The following is a 13689-nucleotide window of genomic DNA, read 5'->3' as shown; positions in this document are numbered from 1 at the left end:
CACTGCCGCTGCACAGAACACACACCGCTAGGGCGGTTTTTCGAGGGGTCAGGGTATGAATGATAAGGCGTCGTCTGCAAAGGGTTCCGAAGATCCGATCCTGCAATGGGTAACCTTCAAGCTGGACAATGAAACCTACGGCATCAACGTGATGCGCGTTCAGGAAGTCCTGCGTTACACCGAAATCGCCCCGGTCCCGGGTGCCCCGAGCTACGTGCTGGGCATCATCAACCTGCGCGGTAACGTGGTCACCGTGATCGACACCCGTCAGCGCTTCGGCCTGATGAACGCCGAGATCAGCGACAACACCCGTATCGTCATCATCGAAGCCGACAAGCAAGTCGTTGGGATCATGGTCGATAGCGTGGCCGAAGTGGTTTACCTGCGTCAGTCGGAAATCGAAACCGCGCCGAACGTCGGTAACGAAGAATCCGCCAAGTTCATTCAAGGCGTGTGCAACAAGAACAACGAACTGCTGATCCTGGTCGAGCTGGACAAGATGATGAGCGAAGAAGAATGGTCGGACCTGGAGAACATCTGATTGATTCTTGAGGTGGCGGTCATTGTCCTGTTCCTGTTCTGGGCAGGCACGCTGGCGATGTTTCTGGCGTACATACGAGGCCAACGACTGATCGCCGCGCAACAGGCCCAGGGCGATGCGCTGCGTGATCAGCGCATCAAGGACTTGGCCAAGCGCGTCGAGGACTACCAGAGCGGCAACGTGCGCATGGGTGAAGACCTGCACGAACTGCGCGCGGTGGTTGGCCCCTTGCCGGACAAACTGGCTCAGCTGGAACAGCGCGACCCGTCGAGCCTGTCGTTTGCCCAAGCGGCGCGATTGGTCGGGATGGGCGCGAGCGTCGATGAACTGACTCAGTCCTGCGGGTTGACCCAGGCTGAGGCGGAGTTGATGAGTAAGCTTCACAAGAACTGAGAAGATCAAAAGATCGCAGCCTCGTTTCACTCGACAGCTCCTACATTGGGATGGCATACGCCCTGTAGGAGCTGTCGAGTGAAACGAGGCTGCGATCTTTTGCATTCAACACACATCAATAATCATCCCCGCGCTCGGTAATGTCCTTCTCGACCATCGGCGCATCAGGATCTTGTCCTGTCGGAAACTTGCCCTTCAGATTCCACGCAAACGCAATAATCTCGGCAATCGTGCGATACAACTCTTCCGGAATACTCTCCCCCAATTCCATCCGCGCCAGCAGTTTCACCAGTTCGGCGTTTTCGTAGATGGGCACTTCATAATCGCGGGCAATCTTCAGAATGGCTTCGGCCAGTGCTTCGTCGCCCTTGGCCGTGAGGGTCGGGGCGTGGCTGCCGTCGTACTTGAGGGCGATGGCCTGGCGCGGGGTGTTGGGGTTTCTCATGCGGTTTCGTCGACCCAGCGTTGTTCGAGACGGGTTTGAGGGCCTTGTGGCGGTGTGCCGAGGTGGCAATCGAGATCGCCGACATTCAGGCCGGACGCCAGCAGACGCTGGCGCAGTTCGGCCAGATGACTTTCGATCAGGCTGGCGGTGTACGGGCGTTCGGCCCACAGCTGGCTGGACAAGCTGCCTTTGATCAGTTGTGCCTGAATCTGCAGCGGGCCTAAAGGCTCCATGTCGAACGCCAGGTCCACTCGCCACAATTGTTGTTTGGGTTCGCGCTCATCGCGGCGTTCGTTTTGCTGTTCCTTCTCGGGCGCTTCTTCGCGCTGGAACTTGACCTGCAACGGCACGATGTCCTGCAGATTGCGCATCGGGATTTCCAGTTGCCAAGTGCTCATCAACCGTCCGTCGTCAGTGACGCCAGTCTGTTCCAGGCTCGACAGCTGATGGCTTTGCAGGCGTGAAACAGCCGCTGCTGCCAAACGCAGCAAGTGCTCGAGATCGCCTTCGCCGTCCATGCTTTGTAACAGGCGCTCGGGCAGCGGGAAGCTGGTTGGCTGCGGTTTGGCGCTGATCTGACCGAGCATGCCGAGGGCGCTGCGCACGAAGTTCGGCATGGCCTGGGCCAAAGTGTTGGCGGCAATGATCGCGTTGAGATTGGTGTTGGCCGGCAGGCCTGGCGTCAGTTGTGCGATCAGCTTGAGCAGATCGCCTTTCATGTCCGGGGCCAGTGTCGGGTTCTGACCGCTGAGCAGTTTGGCTTCAAGGAACAGCCCGCTATTGGCCAGTGCCTGGGCCAACCCCTTTGGCGTGCTGAGTTGTTGAACATCGGGCAGGCCGGCGAGCAACGTGTCGACGGCGGCACGCAGATCACTGGACGTCTGATTCGAGGACGGCAGGTTTTGCAGGAGTTTGAGCAGGCCATCCAGCGAGCCTTGGCGGCTCTGTTGACTGACCAGTTGTTGGGTCACCGCCAATTGCTCCTGGCGGCTGCTCAATGGCACGAATTTCAACGTCTGGGTGTCTTGAACCAGCGCGCTCAGCAAGGTGCCGATGCGTAGCGGCGTGGGGCTGTCGATGCTCAGGGTGCTGCCGCTCAGCGCGGTGTTGAGCAAGCTCACCATCGAGCGAAACACCGTCGGCTGGCCCGGCACCTGCGGCAACACCTGAGAGGTCAGCACTTTGCCTTGCAGCAGCGTGCCGACTGGCAGTTGCGCCGTGTCGATACGGGTGAGGGTGGCGATGCTGGAGGCGATGGCCTGTTGCACGGTGACGGCCAGATTACCCGCCGACGGCTGGGTGATCGCCAGGCTGGTGCCCTGAGGCAACGGTTGGGTGCTGGTGGCCTGGACCGTGGTCTGACGGCCGCTGTCGAGGGTGACCTTGAGCAACAGTTGAAAGGTCTGATCCGCCTGCTTGAGTGACAGCACTTCGGCCTTGGCGGTCTGGCCCGCAGTGATCAGGCCCTCCATCGGCGTCAGTAACTTCAGCAGGTCGCCACTTACCACCAGCGGCCGCGAAGTCGCGGGCGTGGTCTGCGGTAGCGGGAGGATGTTCATTTCGCCTGTCATACGCGGTCACAACCTGAGGAAATTGCCCTCTTGAACAGGGCGTGTTGACGTTAAATGATGGATCGCGTTGGCGTTGTGAGCGTGCCAGGCAAGGCGCAAGACGCCGGTAAGGGTCGTTTCCTTACCAAGTCTTGCAACGCAGCATGGCACGCTCACAACGCCAACCCGAAGGGCCGCCACCCCGGAAGGCGCAATACGTCGTTATTCGTTACTCATTTGGAATACCAAACTTCGCTCCTCATGCCTAGTCTTGTGCCTTCCGGGGTGGCGGCGCGACCATCATTTAACGTCAACACGCCCTGTTGGGGCATGGCATGTATAATGCGGCCCCGTTGTATCCGGGGCGCTGAAAACATTTCAAATACTTGATCCAGCTCCTTAGAACGGGCCGCCAATGCATTTATCCTGCATATCTTTAACGGCCGCTCCACTGCCGACTTGAACCCAAAAGGCCCGCGATCTCTTGACCAGTCCTGTCCTGCAAACCGTTGCCCTCGCCTGTGAGCGAGACCTTCGGCTGCTCTTCGAAAATCTCGAATTGAGACTGGCCAGTGGCGAAATGTTGCAAATCAGCGGCCCCAACGGCAGTGGCAAAACCAGCCTTTTACGTCTGCTTTGCGGTCTGATGCAGCCGACTGCCGGTCAGGTGCTGCTCAACGGCCAGCCATTGAACGAGCAACGCTTTGAGCTGGCGCGCAACCTGCTGTGGATCGGCCATGCTGCCGGGATCAAGGACTTGCTGACGCCGGAAGAGAATCTGAGCTGGCTGTGCGCCCTGCATCAACCGGCCTCCCATGAGGCGATCTGGCAAGCGCTGACGGCCGTCGGACTGCGCGGTTTCGAGGATGTTCCTTGCCATACGCTGTCTGCCGGGCAGCAACGCCGGGTTGCGTTGGCGCGGCTGTACCTGGAAAGCCCGCCGCTATGGATTCTCGATGAACCGTTCACCGCGCTCGACAAACAAGGCGTGGCGCAACTCGAAGAACACCTGGCCGCACACTGTGAACGCGGCGGCATGGTGGTCTTGACCACTCACCACACGCTGACCCGGATGCCGGCCGGCTATCGCGACATTGATCTGGGGAACTGGGCCGTATGAGTGTTTTCGGCCTGTTGGTCGCCCGCGAGGCCCGTCTGCTGTTCCGCCGTCCTGCTGAACTGGCCAATCCGCTCGTATTTTTCGCGATCGTCGTTTCCCTGTTCCCGTTGGCGGTCGGACCCGAGTCTCAATTGTTGCAAACCTTGTCTCCGGGACTGGTCTGGGTAGCGGCCCTTTTATCGGTTTTGCTCTCGCTGGACGGGCTTTTCCGCAGTGATTTCGAAGACGGATCGCTTGAACAGTGGGTCCTTTCGTCGCACCCCCTGCCTCTTCTGGTTTTGGCCAAGGTACTGGCACACTGGTCCTTCTCTGGCCTGGCACTGGTTTTGCTCGCTCCACTGCTGGCATTGATGCTGGGTTTGCCAACCGCTTGTCTGCCGGTGTTGCTGCTTTCGTTGTTGCTGGGTACACCGGTGCTGAGCCTGCTCGGTGCGGTGGGCGCAGCCCTGACGGTGGGATTGAAGCGCGGTGGCCTGTTGCTGGCGCTGCTGATTCTGCCGTTGTACATCCCGGTGTTGATTCTTGGCAGTGGCGCCTTGCAGGCGGCATTGCAGGGCATGCCGGCGACCGGTTATCTCCTGTGGCTTGGTAGCCTGACCGCCCTGGCGATAACCCTGACACCTTTTGCAATAGCTGCTGGCCTGAAGATCAGCGTCGGCGAATAATGAGGTCTGGTTATTTTTTAACCAGTAAAGACCCTTGGCTGCTCGTGATGACGAGCAGCAACCGTGATGGAAACAGTAATGAACTGGACTTGGTTTCATAAGCTCGGCTCGCCCAAATGGTTTTACGGCATCAGTGGCAAACTGCTGCCGTGGCTGAGCGTCGCGGCGTTGCTGCTGATCGGCGTTGGCGTAGTATGGGGCCTGGCCTTTGCGCCGCCGGACTACCAGCAGGGCAACAGCTTTCGCATCATTTATATCCACGTTCCGGCCGCCATGCTGGCGCAGTCCTGCTACGTGATGCTGGCCGTGTGCGGCATCGTCGGGTTGGTGTGGAAGATGAAGCTGGCCGACGTCGCCCTGCAATGCGCGGCCCCCATCGGCGCCTGGATGACCGCCGTGGCGCTGGTCACCGGCGCGATCTGGGGCAAACCGACCTGGGGTTCGTGGTGGGTCTGGGATGCACGACTTACGTCCATGCTTATTCTGCTGTTTCTGTACTTCGGTCTTATTGCGCTGGGCAACGCGATCAGCAATCGTGACAGTGCCGCCAAGGCCTGCGCGGTATTGGCGATTGTCGGCGTGATCAACATCCCGATCATCAAATACTCGGTGGAGTGGTGGAACACCCTGCACCAGGGCGCGACATTCACCCTCACCGAAAAACCGGCGATGCCGGCCGAGATGTGGCTGCCACTGCTGCTGACGGTACTGGGTTTCTACTGTTTCTTCGGCGCGGTGTTGCTGCTGCGCATGCGCCTTGAGGTGCTCAAGCGCGAAGCCCGCGCCAGTTGGGTCAAGGCCGAAGTGCAGAACAGTCTGGAGGCCGTTCGATGAGTTTTGCTTCATTCGGCGACTTCCTCGCCATGGGCCATCATGCCCTGTATGTCTGGTCAGCCTATGGCATCTGCCTGGCGGTGCTGGCCCTCAACGTGGCGGCGCCGATCCTGGCCCGCAAGCGGTATCTGCAACAAGAGGCGCGTCGTCTGCGCCGGGAGAACGGCAAGTGAATCCGCTGCGCAAAAAGCGTCTTATCATTATTCTCGCGATCCTGGTCGGTGTCGGCGCTGCCGTCGGCCTGGCCCTGAGCGCCCTGCAGCAGAACATCAATCTGTTTTACACCCCGACCCAGATCGCCAACGGCGAAGCCCCGCAAGACACGCGCATCCGCGCCGGCGGCATGGTCGAGAAAGGTTCGCTACAACGTTCTGGCGATTCGCTGGACGTGAAATTCATCGTCACCGACTTTAATAAATCCGTGACCATCAGCTACCGCGGTATCCTCCCGGACCTGTTCCGCGAAGGGCAGGGCATCGTTGCCCTGGGCAAGCTCAACGCCGACGGCGTGGTGGTGGCCGACGAAGTGCTGGCCAAGCACGACGAGAAGTACATGCCGCCGGAAGTGACCAAGGCTTTGAAAGACAGCGGTCAATCTGCTCCAACGCCCGCGAAGGAGGGTTGATCGATGACGTCCGAACTTATTGGCTCAGGGCTGTTTATCCCCGAACTCGGCCACCTGGCCATGATTCTGGCGCTGTGTTTCGCGCTGGTTCAGGCCGTGGTGCCGTTGTTCGGTGCCTGGCGCGGTGACCGCTTGTGGATGAGCCTCGCCCAACCGGCCGCCTGGGGGCAGTTCGCGTTTCTGCTGTTCGCGTTCGGTTGCCTGACTTACGCCTTCATGGCCGACGACTTCTCCGTCGCCTATGTGGCCAGCAACTCCAACAGCGCGTTGCCGTGGTACTACAAGTTCAGCGCGGTGTGGGGCGCTCACGAAGGGTCATTGTTGCTCTGGGCGTTGATCCTCGGCGGCTGGACCTTCGCGGTGTCGGTGTTCTCCCGACAATTGCCGCAAGTGATGCTGGCGCGGGTGTTGGCGGTGATGGGCATGATCAGCACCGGTTTCCTGCTGTTCCTGATCCTCACGTCCAACCCGTTTGCACGGATCCTGCCGCAAATTCCTGCGGACGGTCGTGACCTCAACCCACTGCTGCAAGACATCGGCCTGATCGTTCATCCGCCGATGCTGTACATGGGCTATGTCGGTTTCTCCGTGGCGTTCGCTTTCGCCATCGCTGCACTGTTGGGTGGTCGTCTTGATGCGGCGTGGGCTCGCTGGTCCCGTCCGTGGACCATCGTCGCCTGGGCCTTCCTTGGTATCGGCATCACCCTCGGTTCGTGGTGGGCGTACTACGAACTCGGCTGGGGCGGCTGGTGGTTCTGGGATCCGGTGGAAAACGCCTCCTTCATGCCATGGCTGGTGGGTACGGCGCTGATTCACTCGTTGGCGGTCACGGAAAAACGTGGCGTGTTCAAGAGCTGGACCGTGTTGCTGGCCATCGCTGCCTTCTCGCTGAGCTTGCTGGGGACCTTCCTCGTGCGTTCCGGCGTGCTGACCTCGGTGCACGCCTTTGCGTCCGACCCAGAGCGCGGCGTGTTCATCCTGATCTTCCTGCTGTTTGTGGTCGGTGGTTCGCTGACGCTGTTTGCCCTGCGCGCTCCCGTGGTGAAGAGCCACGTCGGCTTCAATCTCTGGTCCCGGGAAACCCTGCTGCTGGGTAACAACCTCGTGCTGGTCGTCGCCGCTTCGATGATCCTGCTCGGCACCTTGTATCCGCTGATTCTCGATGCGATGACCGGCGCCAAGCTGTCGGTCGGCCCGCCGTACTTCAACGCACTGTTCGTGCCGTTGATGGCGTTGCTGATGCTGGTGATGGCGGTCGGCATGCTGGTGCGCTGGAAAGACACGCCGGTCAAATGGCTGATGAGCATGCTGACTCCGGTGTTGCTCGGCAGCGCCGCGCTGGCCGTGGTGGCTGGCGTCGCTTACGGCGATTTCAACTGGGCGGTGATTGCGACGTTCATGCTCGCTGCCTGGGTGTTGCTGGCCGGTGTGCGTGACATCTTCGACAAGACTCGCCACAAAGGCCTGATCAAAGGCCTGCCGACCCTGACCCGCAGCTATTGGGGCATGCAGGTCGCACACCTCGGCATCGCCGTGTGTGCCCTCGGCGTCGTGCTGTCGAGCCAGAACAGTGCCGAGCGCGATTTGCGTCTGGCGCCGGGCGAATCCATGGACCTGGCCGGTTACCACTTCGTGTTCGAAGGCGCCAAGCATTTCGAAGGCCCGAACTTCACCTCCGACAAGGGCACCGTACGGGTGATCCGCGACGGCAAGGAAGTCAGCGTGCTGCACCCGGAAAAACGCCTCTACACCGTGCAGAATTCGGTGATGACCGAAGCCGGGATCGACGCCGGTTTCACCCGTGACCTCTACGTCGCTCTCGGCGAACCGTTGGGCGACGGCGCGTGGGCCGTTCGCGTCCACGTCAAACCGTTCGTGCGCTGGATCTGGTTCGGTGGTCTGCTCACCGGTTTGGGCGGGTTGCTGGCGGCGCTGGATCGCCGTTACCGGGTCAAGGTGAAAAGCCGTGTGCGTGAAGCACTGGGCATGACAGGAGCCACTGCATGAAACGTTGGTTGATGCTGTTGCCGCTGGTGATTTTTCTGGTGGTGGCTGTTTTCCTTTACCGCGGTCTGTACCTGGACCCGGCCGAGTTGCCCTCGGCGCTGATCAACAAGCCATTCCCGGAGTTTTCCCTGCCGGCCGTGCAGGGCGACAAGACCCTGACCAAGGCCGACATTCTGGGTAAACCGGCACTGGTCAACGTCTGGGGCACCTGGTGTATTTCCTGCCGGGTCGAGCACCCGGTACTGAATAAACTGGCCGAGAAGGGCGTGTTGATCTACGGCATCAACTACAAGGACGTTAACGCTGACGCCTTGAAGTGGCTGGTGGAATTCCACAATCCGTACCAGCTGGACATCCGTGACGACGCAGGCACCCTGGGCTTGAACCTCGGCGTTTATGGCGCTCCGGAAACCTTCTTCATCGACGCCAAGGGCATCATCCGCGACAAGTTTGTTGGCGTGATAGACGAACAGGTCTGGCGCGAAAAACTGGCGGCCAAGTATCAGGCGCTGGTTGATGAGGCCAAGCCATGAAGCGTTGGATCGCCGCTGCGGTATTGGGTTTGAGCCTGGCCGGCGTGGCGCACGCGGCCATTGATACCTATGAGTTCGCCAAAGAAAGTGACCGTGAGCGTTTTCGTGAGCTGACCAAAGAACTGCGTTGCCCCAAGTGCCAGAATCAGGACATTGCCGATTCCAACGCACCGATTGCCGCCGACCTGCGCAAAGAGATTTTTCGCATGCTCGGCGAGGGCAAGGACAACCAGCAGATCATCGACTTCATGGTCGACCGCTACGGTGATTTCGTCCGCTACAAACCCGCTCTGAACGCCAAGACTGCTTTGCTCTGGTTCGGTCCGGCCGGCCTGCTGCTGGGCGGTTTTGTGATCATCGCCGTGATCGTCCGCCGTCGTCGCGTGCAACGCGCTGACACCAAGGATGAGCTCTCTGCCGAGGAGCGTGAGCGCCTCGACCACCTGTTGGATAAAACCAAGAATGATTGATTTCTGGCTCGCTGCAGGTCTGCTACTTCTGGTTGCCCTGAGTTTTCTGCTGATTCCCGTTCTGCGTGGTCGTCGCGCCCAGCTTGAGGAAGATCGTACGGCACTGAACGTCGCGCTGTATCAGGAGCGCGTGGCTGAGTTGCAGACTCAGCAGGAAGAGGGCGTTCTCGATGCCGCGCAAATGGACACCGGTCGCGCCGAAGCCGCCCGTGAATTGCTCGCCGACACCGAAGGCGTCGAGGCGCCGCGCTTGTCCCGCTTGGGTAAACCGTTGCCTTTGCTGGCGGCAATTCTGGTGCCGGTGCTGGGTCTTGGCCTGTATCTGCATTTTGGCGCCAGCGACAAGGTCGAACTGACCCGCGAATTCTCCCAGGCGCCACAGTCGATGGAAGAGATGACCCGTCGCCTGGAGCGTGCGGTCGCCGCTCAACCGGATTCGGCTGAAGGCCTGTATTTCCTCGGTCGCACGTACATGGCTCAGGATCGCCCTGGCGATGCGGCGAAGATCTTCGAACGCACGGTGAACCTGGCCGGTCGTCAGCCGGAACTGTTGGGCCAATGGGCGCAGGCCCAGTACTTCGCCGATGGCAAGAAGTGGTCGGATAAGGTTCGGGCCCTGACCGACGAAGCGCTGAAAGCCGATCCGAAAGAAGTCACCAGCCTTGGCTTGCTCGGAATTGCTGCCTTTGAAAGCCAGCGTTACCAGGATGCCATCGACTACTGGAATCGCCTGCTGGTGCAACTGCCACCGGACGACAATTCCCGCGCCGCGCTGCAAGGCGGCATCACTCGGGCCACCGAGAAACTCGAAGCCAGTGGCGGCAAGGTGGCCCAGGCGCCAACCGCCAAGGTTGCAGCACTGCTCAAGGTGCGAGTGGATCTGGCGCCAGAGCTGAAAACCAAGGTCCAGCCGGGCGACAGCGTATTCATCTTCGCCCGCGCCACCGCAGGGCCTCCTGCGCCATTAGCCGCCAAGCGCCTGACCGTGGCCGACTTGCCGGCGACCGTCGAGCTGGGCGACGCCGATGCAATGATGCCGCAGTTGAAACTGTCGAACTTCCCTGAAGTCCAACTGGTTGCGCGCATCTCCCGCGCCGGCAAACCAACTGCCGGCGAATGGATCGGTCGCAGCCAGCCTCTGGCCAGCAGCACCACTGCGCAGCAAACACTGACCATCGACAGCCCGGACAAATGACAGGAAACGCCACTATGACCGCCATCGCTCGTATCACCCTGCTCAGTATGGTTTTGGGGTTAAGCGCTTGTGTGGTCCAACCGCAGCAGCCTGAACGGCTGCCACCGATCCCGCCGTCGCAGCCGCGTCCGACGCCGTCACCCACACCAACACCGGGCAAGCCGAGCATCCCGGCCAAGCCCGCCAAACCGCTGCCACGCACCTCCGCCAGCTTCGCGCCGCCACCAGGTGGCAACAGCCATTGGGATGCCAAGCTCGGCGTGTACGTTCTCGATGATCAGACCAACACCTTCTACCGCCAGCGCACTTACTACCGCTGGGATAACGGATGGAGCCGATCGATCAGCCCGAACGGGCCATGGGAAGAGACAGATATCCATGGTGTGCCGGGTGGGTTGGGGCGGCAATTCGGGCAGTAAACAGAAACGGCGATCCTTGGATCGCCGTTTTGCTTTTTGGCGTCTGAAAAGATCGCAGGCTTCGCCAGCTCCTACAGGATCGTGTACGACAATGACCGGCGGGTGTACGCGATAAAGGTAGGAGCTGGCAAAGCCTGCGATCTTTTCGAATCAAACGAAAATCGCAATAAACGAAACGAGTGGATTTTAGGCCCCCTTAGCCAACAACCCCTGAACATAATCCACAAACGTCCGAGCCTTCGCACTGGCCATTCTTCCCGTGGGAAACACCGCCCAAAGGTCCTGATTCGGCAACGTCCAATCCTTCATCACTTCTCTGACCTCGCCGTTGGCCAGTTCCGGTGCAAACATCCATTCGGACGCCATGGTCAGCCCTTGATGGGCGAGCACGGCTGCACGCAGGCCTTCGGCGGCGTTGACGCGGATTCGCCCGCTGATGATGACTGACTGATCATCTGTCCCGTTGTGGAACTGCCAATTGGCACCGCCACCCAAGGTGTAGACGACTGCTTGGTGTTTGCTCAGATCGGCAGGGCAGGTAGGCTCGCCGTGTTTTTCGAAATAAGCGGGCGTGCCCAGCACCATGCGCCGGCATTCGGCGATCTTGCGGGCGGTGAGGCCGGAGTCGCTCAGGGCGCCCATGCGCAGGGCGATGTCGACGCCTTCTTCCACCAGATTGACGTTGCGATCGTCCAGCATCAAGTCGATGTTCAGGTCCGGGTTTTGATCGAGGAAAGGCCCCAGGTGCGGAACGATGTGCAGCCGGCCGAAGGTCACGGCGGCGCAGATGCGCAGGTTACCGGTCAGGCCGCTGGCGGCACCGCGAGCAGCATTGTCAGCCTCATCGGCTTCTTTGATGGCACGCTTGGAGCGCTCGAAAAAGGCCAGGCCGGCCTCGGTCGGCGTCAGGCCTCGAGTCGAGCGCAACAGTAGCCTGACCGCGAGGCGCGCCTCCAATTGCGCGATGGCTTTCGAGACGGCGGGCTGGCCGATGTTCAAGCGTCGGGCGGCGGCGGAAAACGAACCGGTTTCCACCACGTAGACGAAGGTTTCCATTGCGCCGAGGCGGTCCATCCGAAGTCCTTGCGAAGATCAAAATGTGGGAGCGAGCCTGCTCGCGATGATGGCGGCACATCCAACATTAATGTGACTGACAGTCCGCCATCGCGAGCAGGCTCGCTCCCACACGGGGAATGGGTGTTGTTGGTTAGAACGCAGCTTTGCCGATTGAGGCGCCGCCATCGACAAACAACGTTTGCCCGGTGATAAACCCGCTCTGCTCAGACAACAAAAACGCAATCGCCGCCGCGATCTCCTGCGGCTGCCCCAAACGCCCCATTGCACGCCGGCCAGATAACGCGCTTCACCCTCACTGCCCGGCGGGTTGTTGGCGCGAAACAGCTCGGTTTCAGTCGGCCCTGGGGCTACGGCGTTTACCGTCACGCCGGTTTGCGCCAGTTCCAGCGCCCAGGATCGCGTGAAGCTGATCAACGCGGCTTTGGCCGCCGCGTAGGCGGTGCGCTGCGTGATACCCAGCACGGTCAGGCTGGAAATGTTCACCACCCGACCCCAGGCCTTGGCGCGCATGTTCGGCAACAGCGCCTGAGTGGCCTGCAACGCCGAATGCAGGTTGATCCGCATCACGTCGTCGAACGTGTCAATGTCGATTTCCCCCAGCACCTGCGGGCGCACCAGGCCGACGTTATTCACCAACCCATCGAACTCATAAGTCCTGGCCAGATCCGCCAGCACTTCCTGAGTCAGTGCCCTGTCGCTCAGGTCCAGCGGAAACAGAATGCCGGGAAAACTCAGATCGGGTGATCGGGCAATGCCGACCACCCGATGACCCGCGCGGTCCAGGTGCTCGGCGACCGCGCGGCCAATTCCTTTGCTGGCGCCGGTGATGAGAACGGTACGTCGGGTCATTGCACACTCCTTGAAAGAACATGCCGCGGGTCGGGCGGCATTTGATCCGTTCAGCCGCGAATCGCATCCAGCATCGCGTCAGGCTCAGGACGCTGAGTGTAATCCGGGTTGACCTCGGCGTAACCGATCACGCCGAGCGAAATGATTCATTCTTGGGAGGAATGCTGTGGCCCGCAATCACACCCTGTAAAACAACCGAGCGTCGCAATCCGGATTTTTGTGCTTGAGTAAAGATAACTCTAGGGTTATTTTTGTTTGGGCCTGAGCAAGGAGGCAAATGGTGCAGAGCAGGCTATTGATCAAGGAATTGGAGGAGGCCGGCTGGATACTGGATCGGATTACTGGCAGCCATCACATCTTCAAACACCGATACAACCCGTACACGATACCCGTCCCTCATCCGAAAAAGGATTTGCCGATCGGGACGGTCAAAAGCATCAGGAGGCGAGCCGGGTTGTATTGCCCGGGAGCCAGTTACGCAGGAGATCCATAATGCAATATCCAATCTGTATCGAGTGGGGCGACGAGAACACCGCCATCGGTATTCAGATCCCCGATATTCCAGGCGCCGTAACGGCCGGGGATACGTTTGAAGATGCCTATAACGCAGCGGTCGAGATTGCCCACATCATGCTTCAGGAGATTGCGGCTGACGGGGAGTCGATTCCGATGCCTACATCTGCTGCCGCTCACCGTGGGAATCCGGACTTTGCCGACATGGGCTGGGGAATGCTGGAGCTGGACATCGCGCCCTATATGGGCAAAACCGAGAAGGTCAACGTGACGCTGCCTGGCTATGTGATTCAGCGCATTGACCGATATGTGCGTGAGCACAATGTCAAAAGCCGCTCTTCGTTTCTGGCAGATGCGGCGATGGAGAAGTTGGTTCGGCATTGAGTGGTGTCAGTCACACAGCAATCGCAGGCAACCTCGGTCCCGTAGGAGCAAGCGGTGCGGCGGTCCGAC

Annotated in this window: 17 protein-coding genes and 1 pseudogene; 14 read left to right on the top strand and 4 right to left on the bottom strand. The window is 60.2% G+C overall.

Features of this window, described 5'->3' with window-relative positions; genetic code table 11:
• Window positions 1-55 precede the first annotated feature (55 nt).
• Together ACYZTW_RS24965 and ACYZTW_RS24960 are read left to right on the top strand one after the other, a co-directional pair.
• A complete protein-coding gene (locus ACYZTW_RS24965; protein ID WP_131061597.1) occupies window positions 56-541 on the top strand; it encodes a chemotaxis protein CheW in 486 nt (161 codons plus the stop codon).
• Window positions 542-934 (top strand): DUF2802 domain-containing protein, encoded by a 393-nt coding sequence (locus tag ACYZTW_RS24960; RefSeq protein ID WP_462002210.1) that lies wholly within the window; start codon window positions 542-544, stop codon window positions 932-934.
• 115 nt (window positions 935-1049) lie between these two features.
• Here ACYZTW_RS24960 and ACYZTW_RS24955 read toward each other — a convergent pair whose 3' ends face one another.
• Window positions 1050-1379 carry an EscU/YscU/HrcU family type III secretion system export apparatus switch protein gene (locus ACYZTW_RS24955; protein WP_462002209.1) on the bottom strand — a complete coding sequence of 110 codons (330 nt, stop codon included), beginning with the start codon at window positions 1377-1379 and terminating at the stop codon, window positions 1050-1052.
• Entirely contained in the window at window positions 1376-2950 is a 1575-nt protein-coding gene (gene fliK, locus ACYZTW_RS24950; protein WP_462002208.1) for a flagellar hook-length control protein FliK, read from the bottom strand. The genes ACYZTW_RS24955 and fliK overlap by 4 nt, the downstream gene beginning before the upstream one ends.
• Before the next feature lie 463 nt (window positions 2951-3413).
• On the opposite strand from fliK, the gene ccmA reads away from it, so the two are divergent.
• The 10 genes from ccmA (at window position 3414) to ACYZTW_RS24900 (ending at window position 10797) form a co-directional block, all read left to right on the top strand.
• Complete coding sequence (gene ccmA, locus ACYZTW_RS24945; RefSeq protein ID WP_007894233.1) at window positions 3414-4049, top strand: cytochrome c biogenesis heme-transporting ATPase CcmA; 636 nt, start codon at window positions 3414-3416, stop codon at window positions 4047-4049.
• A complete protein-coding gene (gene ccmB, locus ACYZTW_RS24940) occupies window positions 4046-4714 on the top strand; it encodes a heme exporter protein CcmB (protein WP_008155797.1) in 669 nt (222 codons plus the stop codon). The genes ccmA and ccmB overlap by 4 nt, the downstream gene beginning before the upstream one ends.
• Window positions 4715-4792: 78 nt before the next feature.
• Complete coding sequence (locus ACYZTW_RS24935; protein WP_460153768.1) at window positions 4793-5548, top strand: heme ABC transporter permease; 756 nt, start codon at window positions 4793-4795, stop codon at window positions 5546-5548.
• Entirely contained in the window at window positions 5545-5721 is a 177-nt protein-coding gene (gene ccmD, locus ACYZTW_RS24930; RefSeq protein WP_008145547.1) for a heme exporter protein CcmD, read from the top strand. Before ACYZTW_RS24935 ends, ccmD begins: the two co-directional genes overlap by 4 nt.
• Window positions 5718-6173: a cytochrome c maturation protein CcmE gene (gene ccmE / locus ACYZTW_RS24925; RefSeq protein WP_008026817.1), complete on the top strand. Its 456-nt coding sequence runs from the start codon at window positions 5718-5720 to the stop codon at window positions 6171-6173. Before ccmD ends, ccmE begins: the two co-directional genes overlap by 4 nt.
• 3 nt (window positions 6174-6176) lie before the next feature.
• Window positions 6177-8180 carry a heme lyase CcmF/NrfE family subunit gene (locus tag ACYZTW_RS24920; RefSeq protein WP_462002207.1) on the top strand — a complete coding sequence of 668 codons (2004 nt, stop codon included), beginning with the start codon at window positions 6177-6179 and terminating at the stop codon, window positions 8178-8180.
• Complete coding sequence (locus tag ACYZTW_RS24915; RefSeq protein ID WP_462002206.1) at window positions 8177-8713, top strand: DsbE family thiol:disulfide interchange protein; 537 nt, start codon at window positions 8177-8179, stop codon at window positions 8711-8713. Before ACYZTW_RS24920 ends, ACYZTW_RS24915 begins: the two co-directional genes overlap by 4 nt.
• Window positions 8710-9183, top strand: a complete 474-nt coding sequence (locus ACYZTW_RS24910; RefSeq protein WP_462002205.1) for a cytochrome c-type biogenesis protein — start codon at window positions 8710-8712, stop codon at window positions 9181-9183. Before ACYZTW_RS24915 ends, ACYZTW_RS24910 begins: the two co-directional genes overlap by 4 nt.
• Complete coding sequence (gene ccmI / locus ACYZTW_RS24905; protein ID WP_462002204.1) at window positions 9176-10378, top strand: c-type cytochrome biogenesis protein CcmI; 1203 nt, start codon at window positions 9176-9178, stop codon at window positions 10376-10378. Before ACYZTW_RS24910 ends, ccmI begins: the two co-directional genes overlap by 8 nt.
• A gap of 14 nt (window positions 10379-10392) precedes the next feature.
• Window positions 10393-10797 (top strand): hypothetical protein, encoded by a 405-nt coding sequence (locus ACYZTW_RS24900; RefSeq protein ID WP_129442235.1) that lies wholly within the window; start codon window positions 10393-10395, stop codon window positions 10795-10797.
• Between the two features lie 186 nt (window positions 10798-10983).
• Here the strand turns inward: ACYZTW_RS24900 and ACYZTW_RS24895 are convergent, their stop codons facing one another.
• Window positions 10984-11871 (bottom strand): LysR family transcriptional regulator, encoded by an 888-nt coding sequence (locus ACYZTW_RS24895; RefSeq protein ID WP_462002203.1) that lies wholly within the window; start codon window positions 11869-11871, stop codon window positions 10984-10986.
• A 133-nt stretch (window positions 11872-12004) separates the two neighbouring features.
• Window positions 12005-12723, bottom strand: a pseudogene (locus tag ACYZTW_RS24890) (SDR family oxidoreductase).
• Window positions 12724-13003: 280 nt separating this feature from the next.
• On the opposite strand from ACYZTW_RS24890, the gene ACYZTW_RS24885 reads away from it, so the two are divergent.
• A complete protein-coding gene (locus ACYZTW_RS24885) occupies window positions 13004-13216 on the top strand; it encodes a type II toxin-antitoxin system HicA family toxin (protein WP_046046350.1) in 213 nt (70 codons plus the stop codon).
• Window positions 13216-13620 (top strand): type II toxin-antitoxin system HicB family antitoxin, encoded by a 405-nt coding sequence (locus ACYZTW_RS24880; protein WP_056742059.1) that lies wholly within the window; start codon window positions 13216-13218, stop codon window positions 13618-13620. Before ACYZTW_RS24885 ends, ACYZTW_RS24880 begins: the two co-directional genes overlap by 1 nt.
• The last annotated feature ends 69 nt before the right edge of the window (window positions 13621-13689 follow it).

This window comes from Pseudomonas sp. LB3P25 (genome assembly GCF_054897985.1).
This window is presented reverse-complemented; position numbering and strand designations above follow the sequence as displayed.

Bases quoted from the DNA above. Each gene is read 5' to 3' on its own strand.
- ACYZTW_RS24965 (WP_131061597.1), top strand. From the start codon at position 56: ATGAATGATAAGGCGTCGTCTGCAAAGGGTTCCGAAGATCCGATCCTG.
- ACYZTW_RS24955 (WP_462002209.1), bottom strand. From the start codon at position 1,379: ATGAGAAACCCCAACACCCCGCGCCAGGCCATCGCCCTCAAGTACGAC.
- fliK (WP_462002208.1), bottom strand. From the start codon at position 2,950: ATGACAGGCGAAATGAACATCCTCCCGCTACCGCAGACCACGCCCGCG.
- ccmB (WP_008155797.1), top strand. From the start codon at position 4,046: ATGAGTGTTTTCGGCCTGTTGGTCGCCCGCGAGGCCCGTCTGCTGTTC.
- ACYZTW_RS24935 (WP_460153768.1), top strand. From the start codon at position 4,793: ATGAACTGGACTTGGTTTCATAAGCTCGGCTCGCCCAAATGGTTTTAC.
- ccmD (WP_008145547.1), top strand. From the start codon at position 5,545: ATGAGTTTTGCTTCATTCGGCGACTTCCTCGCCATGGGCCATCATGCC.
- ACYZTW_RS24920 (WP_462002207.1), top strand. From the start codon at position 6,177: ATGACGTCCGAACTTATTGGCTCAGGGCTGTTTATCCCCGAACTCGGC.
- ACYZTW_RS24915 (WP_462002206.1), top strand. From the start codon at position 8,177: ATGAAACGTTGGTTGATGCTGTTGCCGCTGGTGATTTTTCTGGTGGTG.
- ACYZTW_RS24910 (WP_462002205.1), top strand. From the start codon at position 8,710: ATGAAGCGTTGGATCGCCGCTGCGGTATTGGGTTTGAGCCTGGCCGGC.
- ccmI (WP_462002204.1), top strand. From the start codon at position 9,176: ATGATTGATTTCTGGCTCGCTGCAGGTCTGCTACTTCTGGTTGCCCTG.
- ACYZTW_RS24900 (WP_129442235.1), top strand. From the start codon at position 10,393: ATGACCGCCATCGCTCGTATCACCCTGCTCAGTATGGTTTTGGGGTTA.
- ACYZTW_RS24895 (WP_462002203.1), bottom strand. From the start codon at position 11,871: ATGGACCGCCTCGGCGCAATGGAAACCTTCGTCTACGTGGTGGAAACC.
- ACYZTW_RS24880 (WP_056742059.1), top strand. From the start codon at position 13,216: ATGCAATATCCAATCTGTATCGAGTGGGGCGACGAGAACACCGCCATC.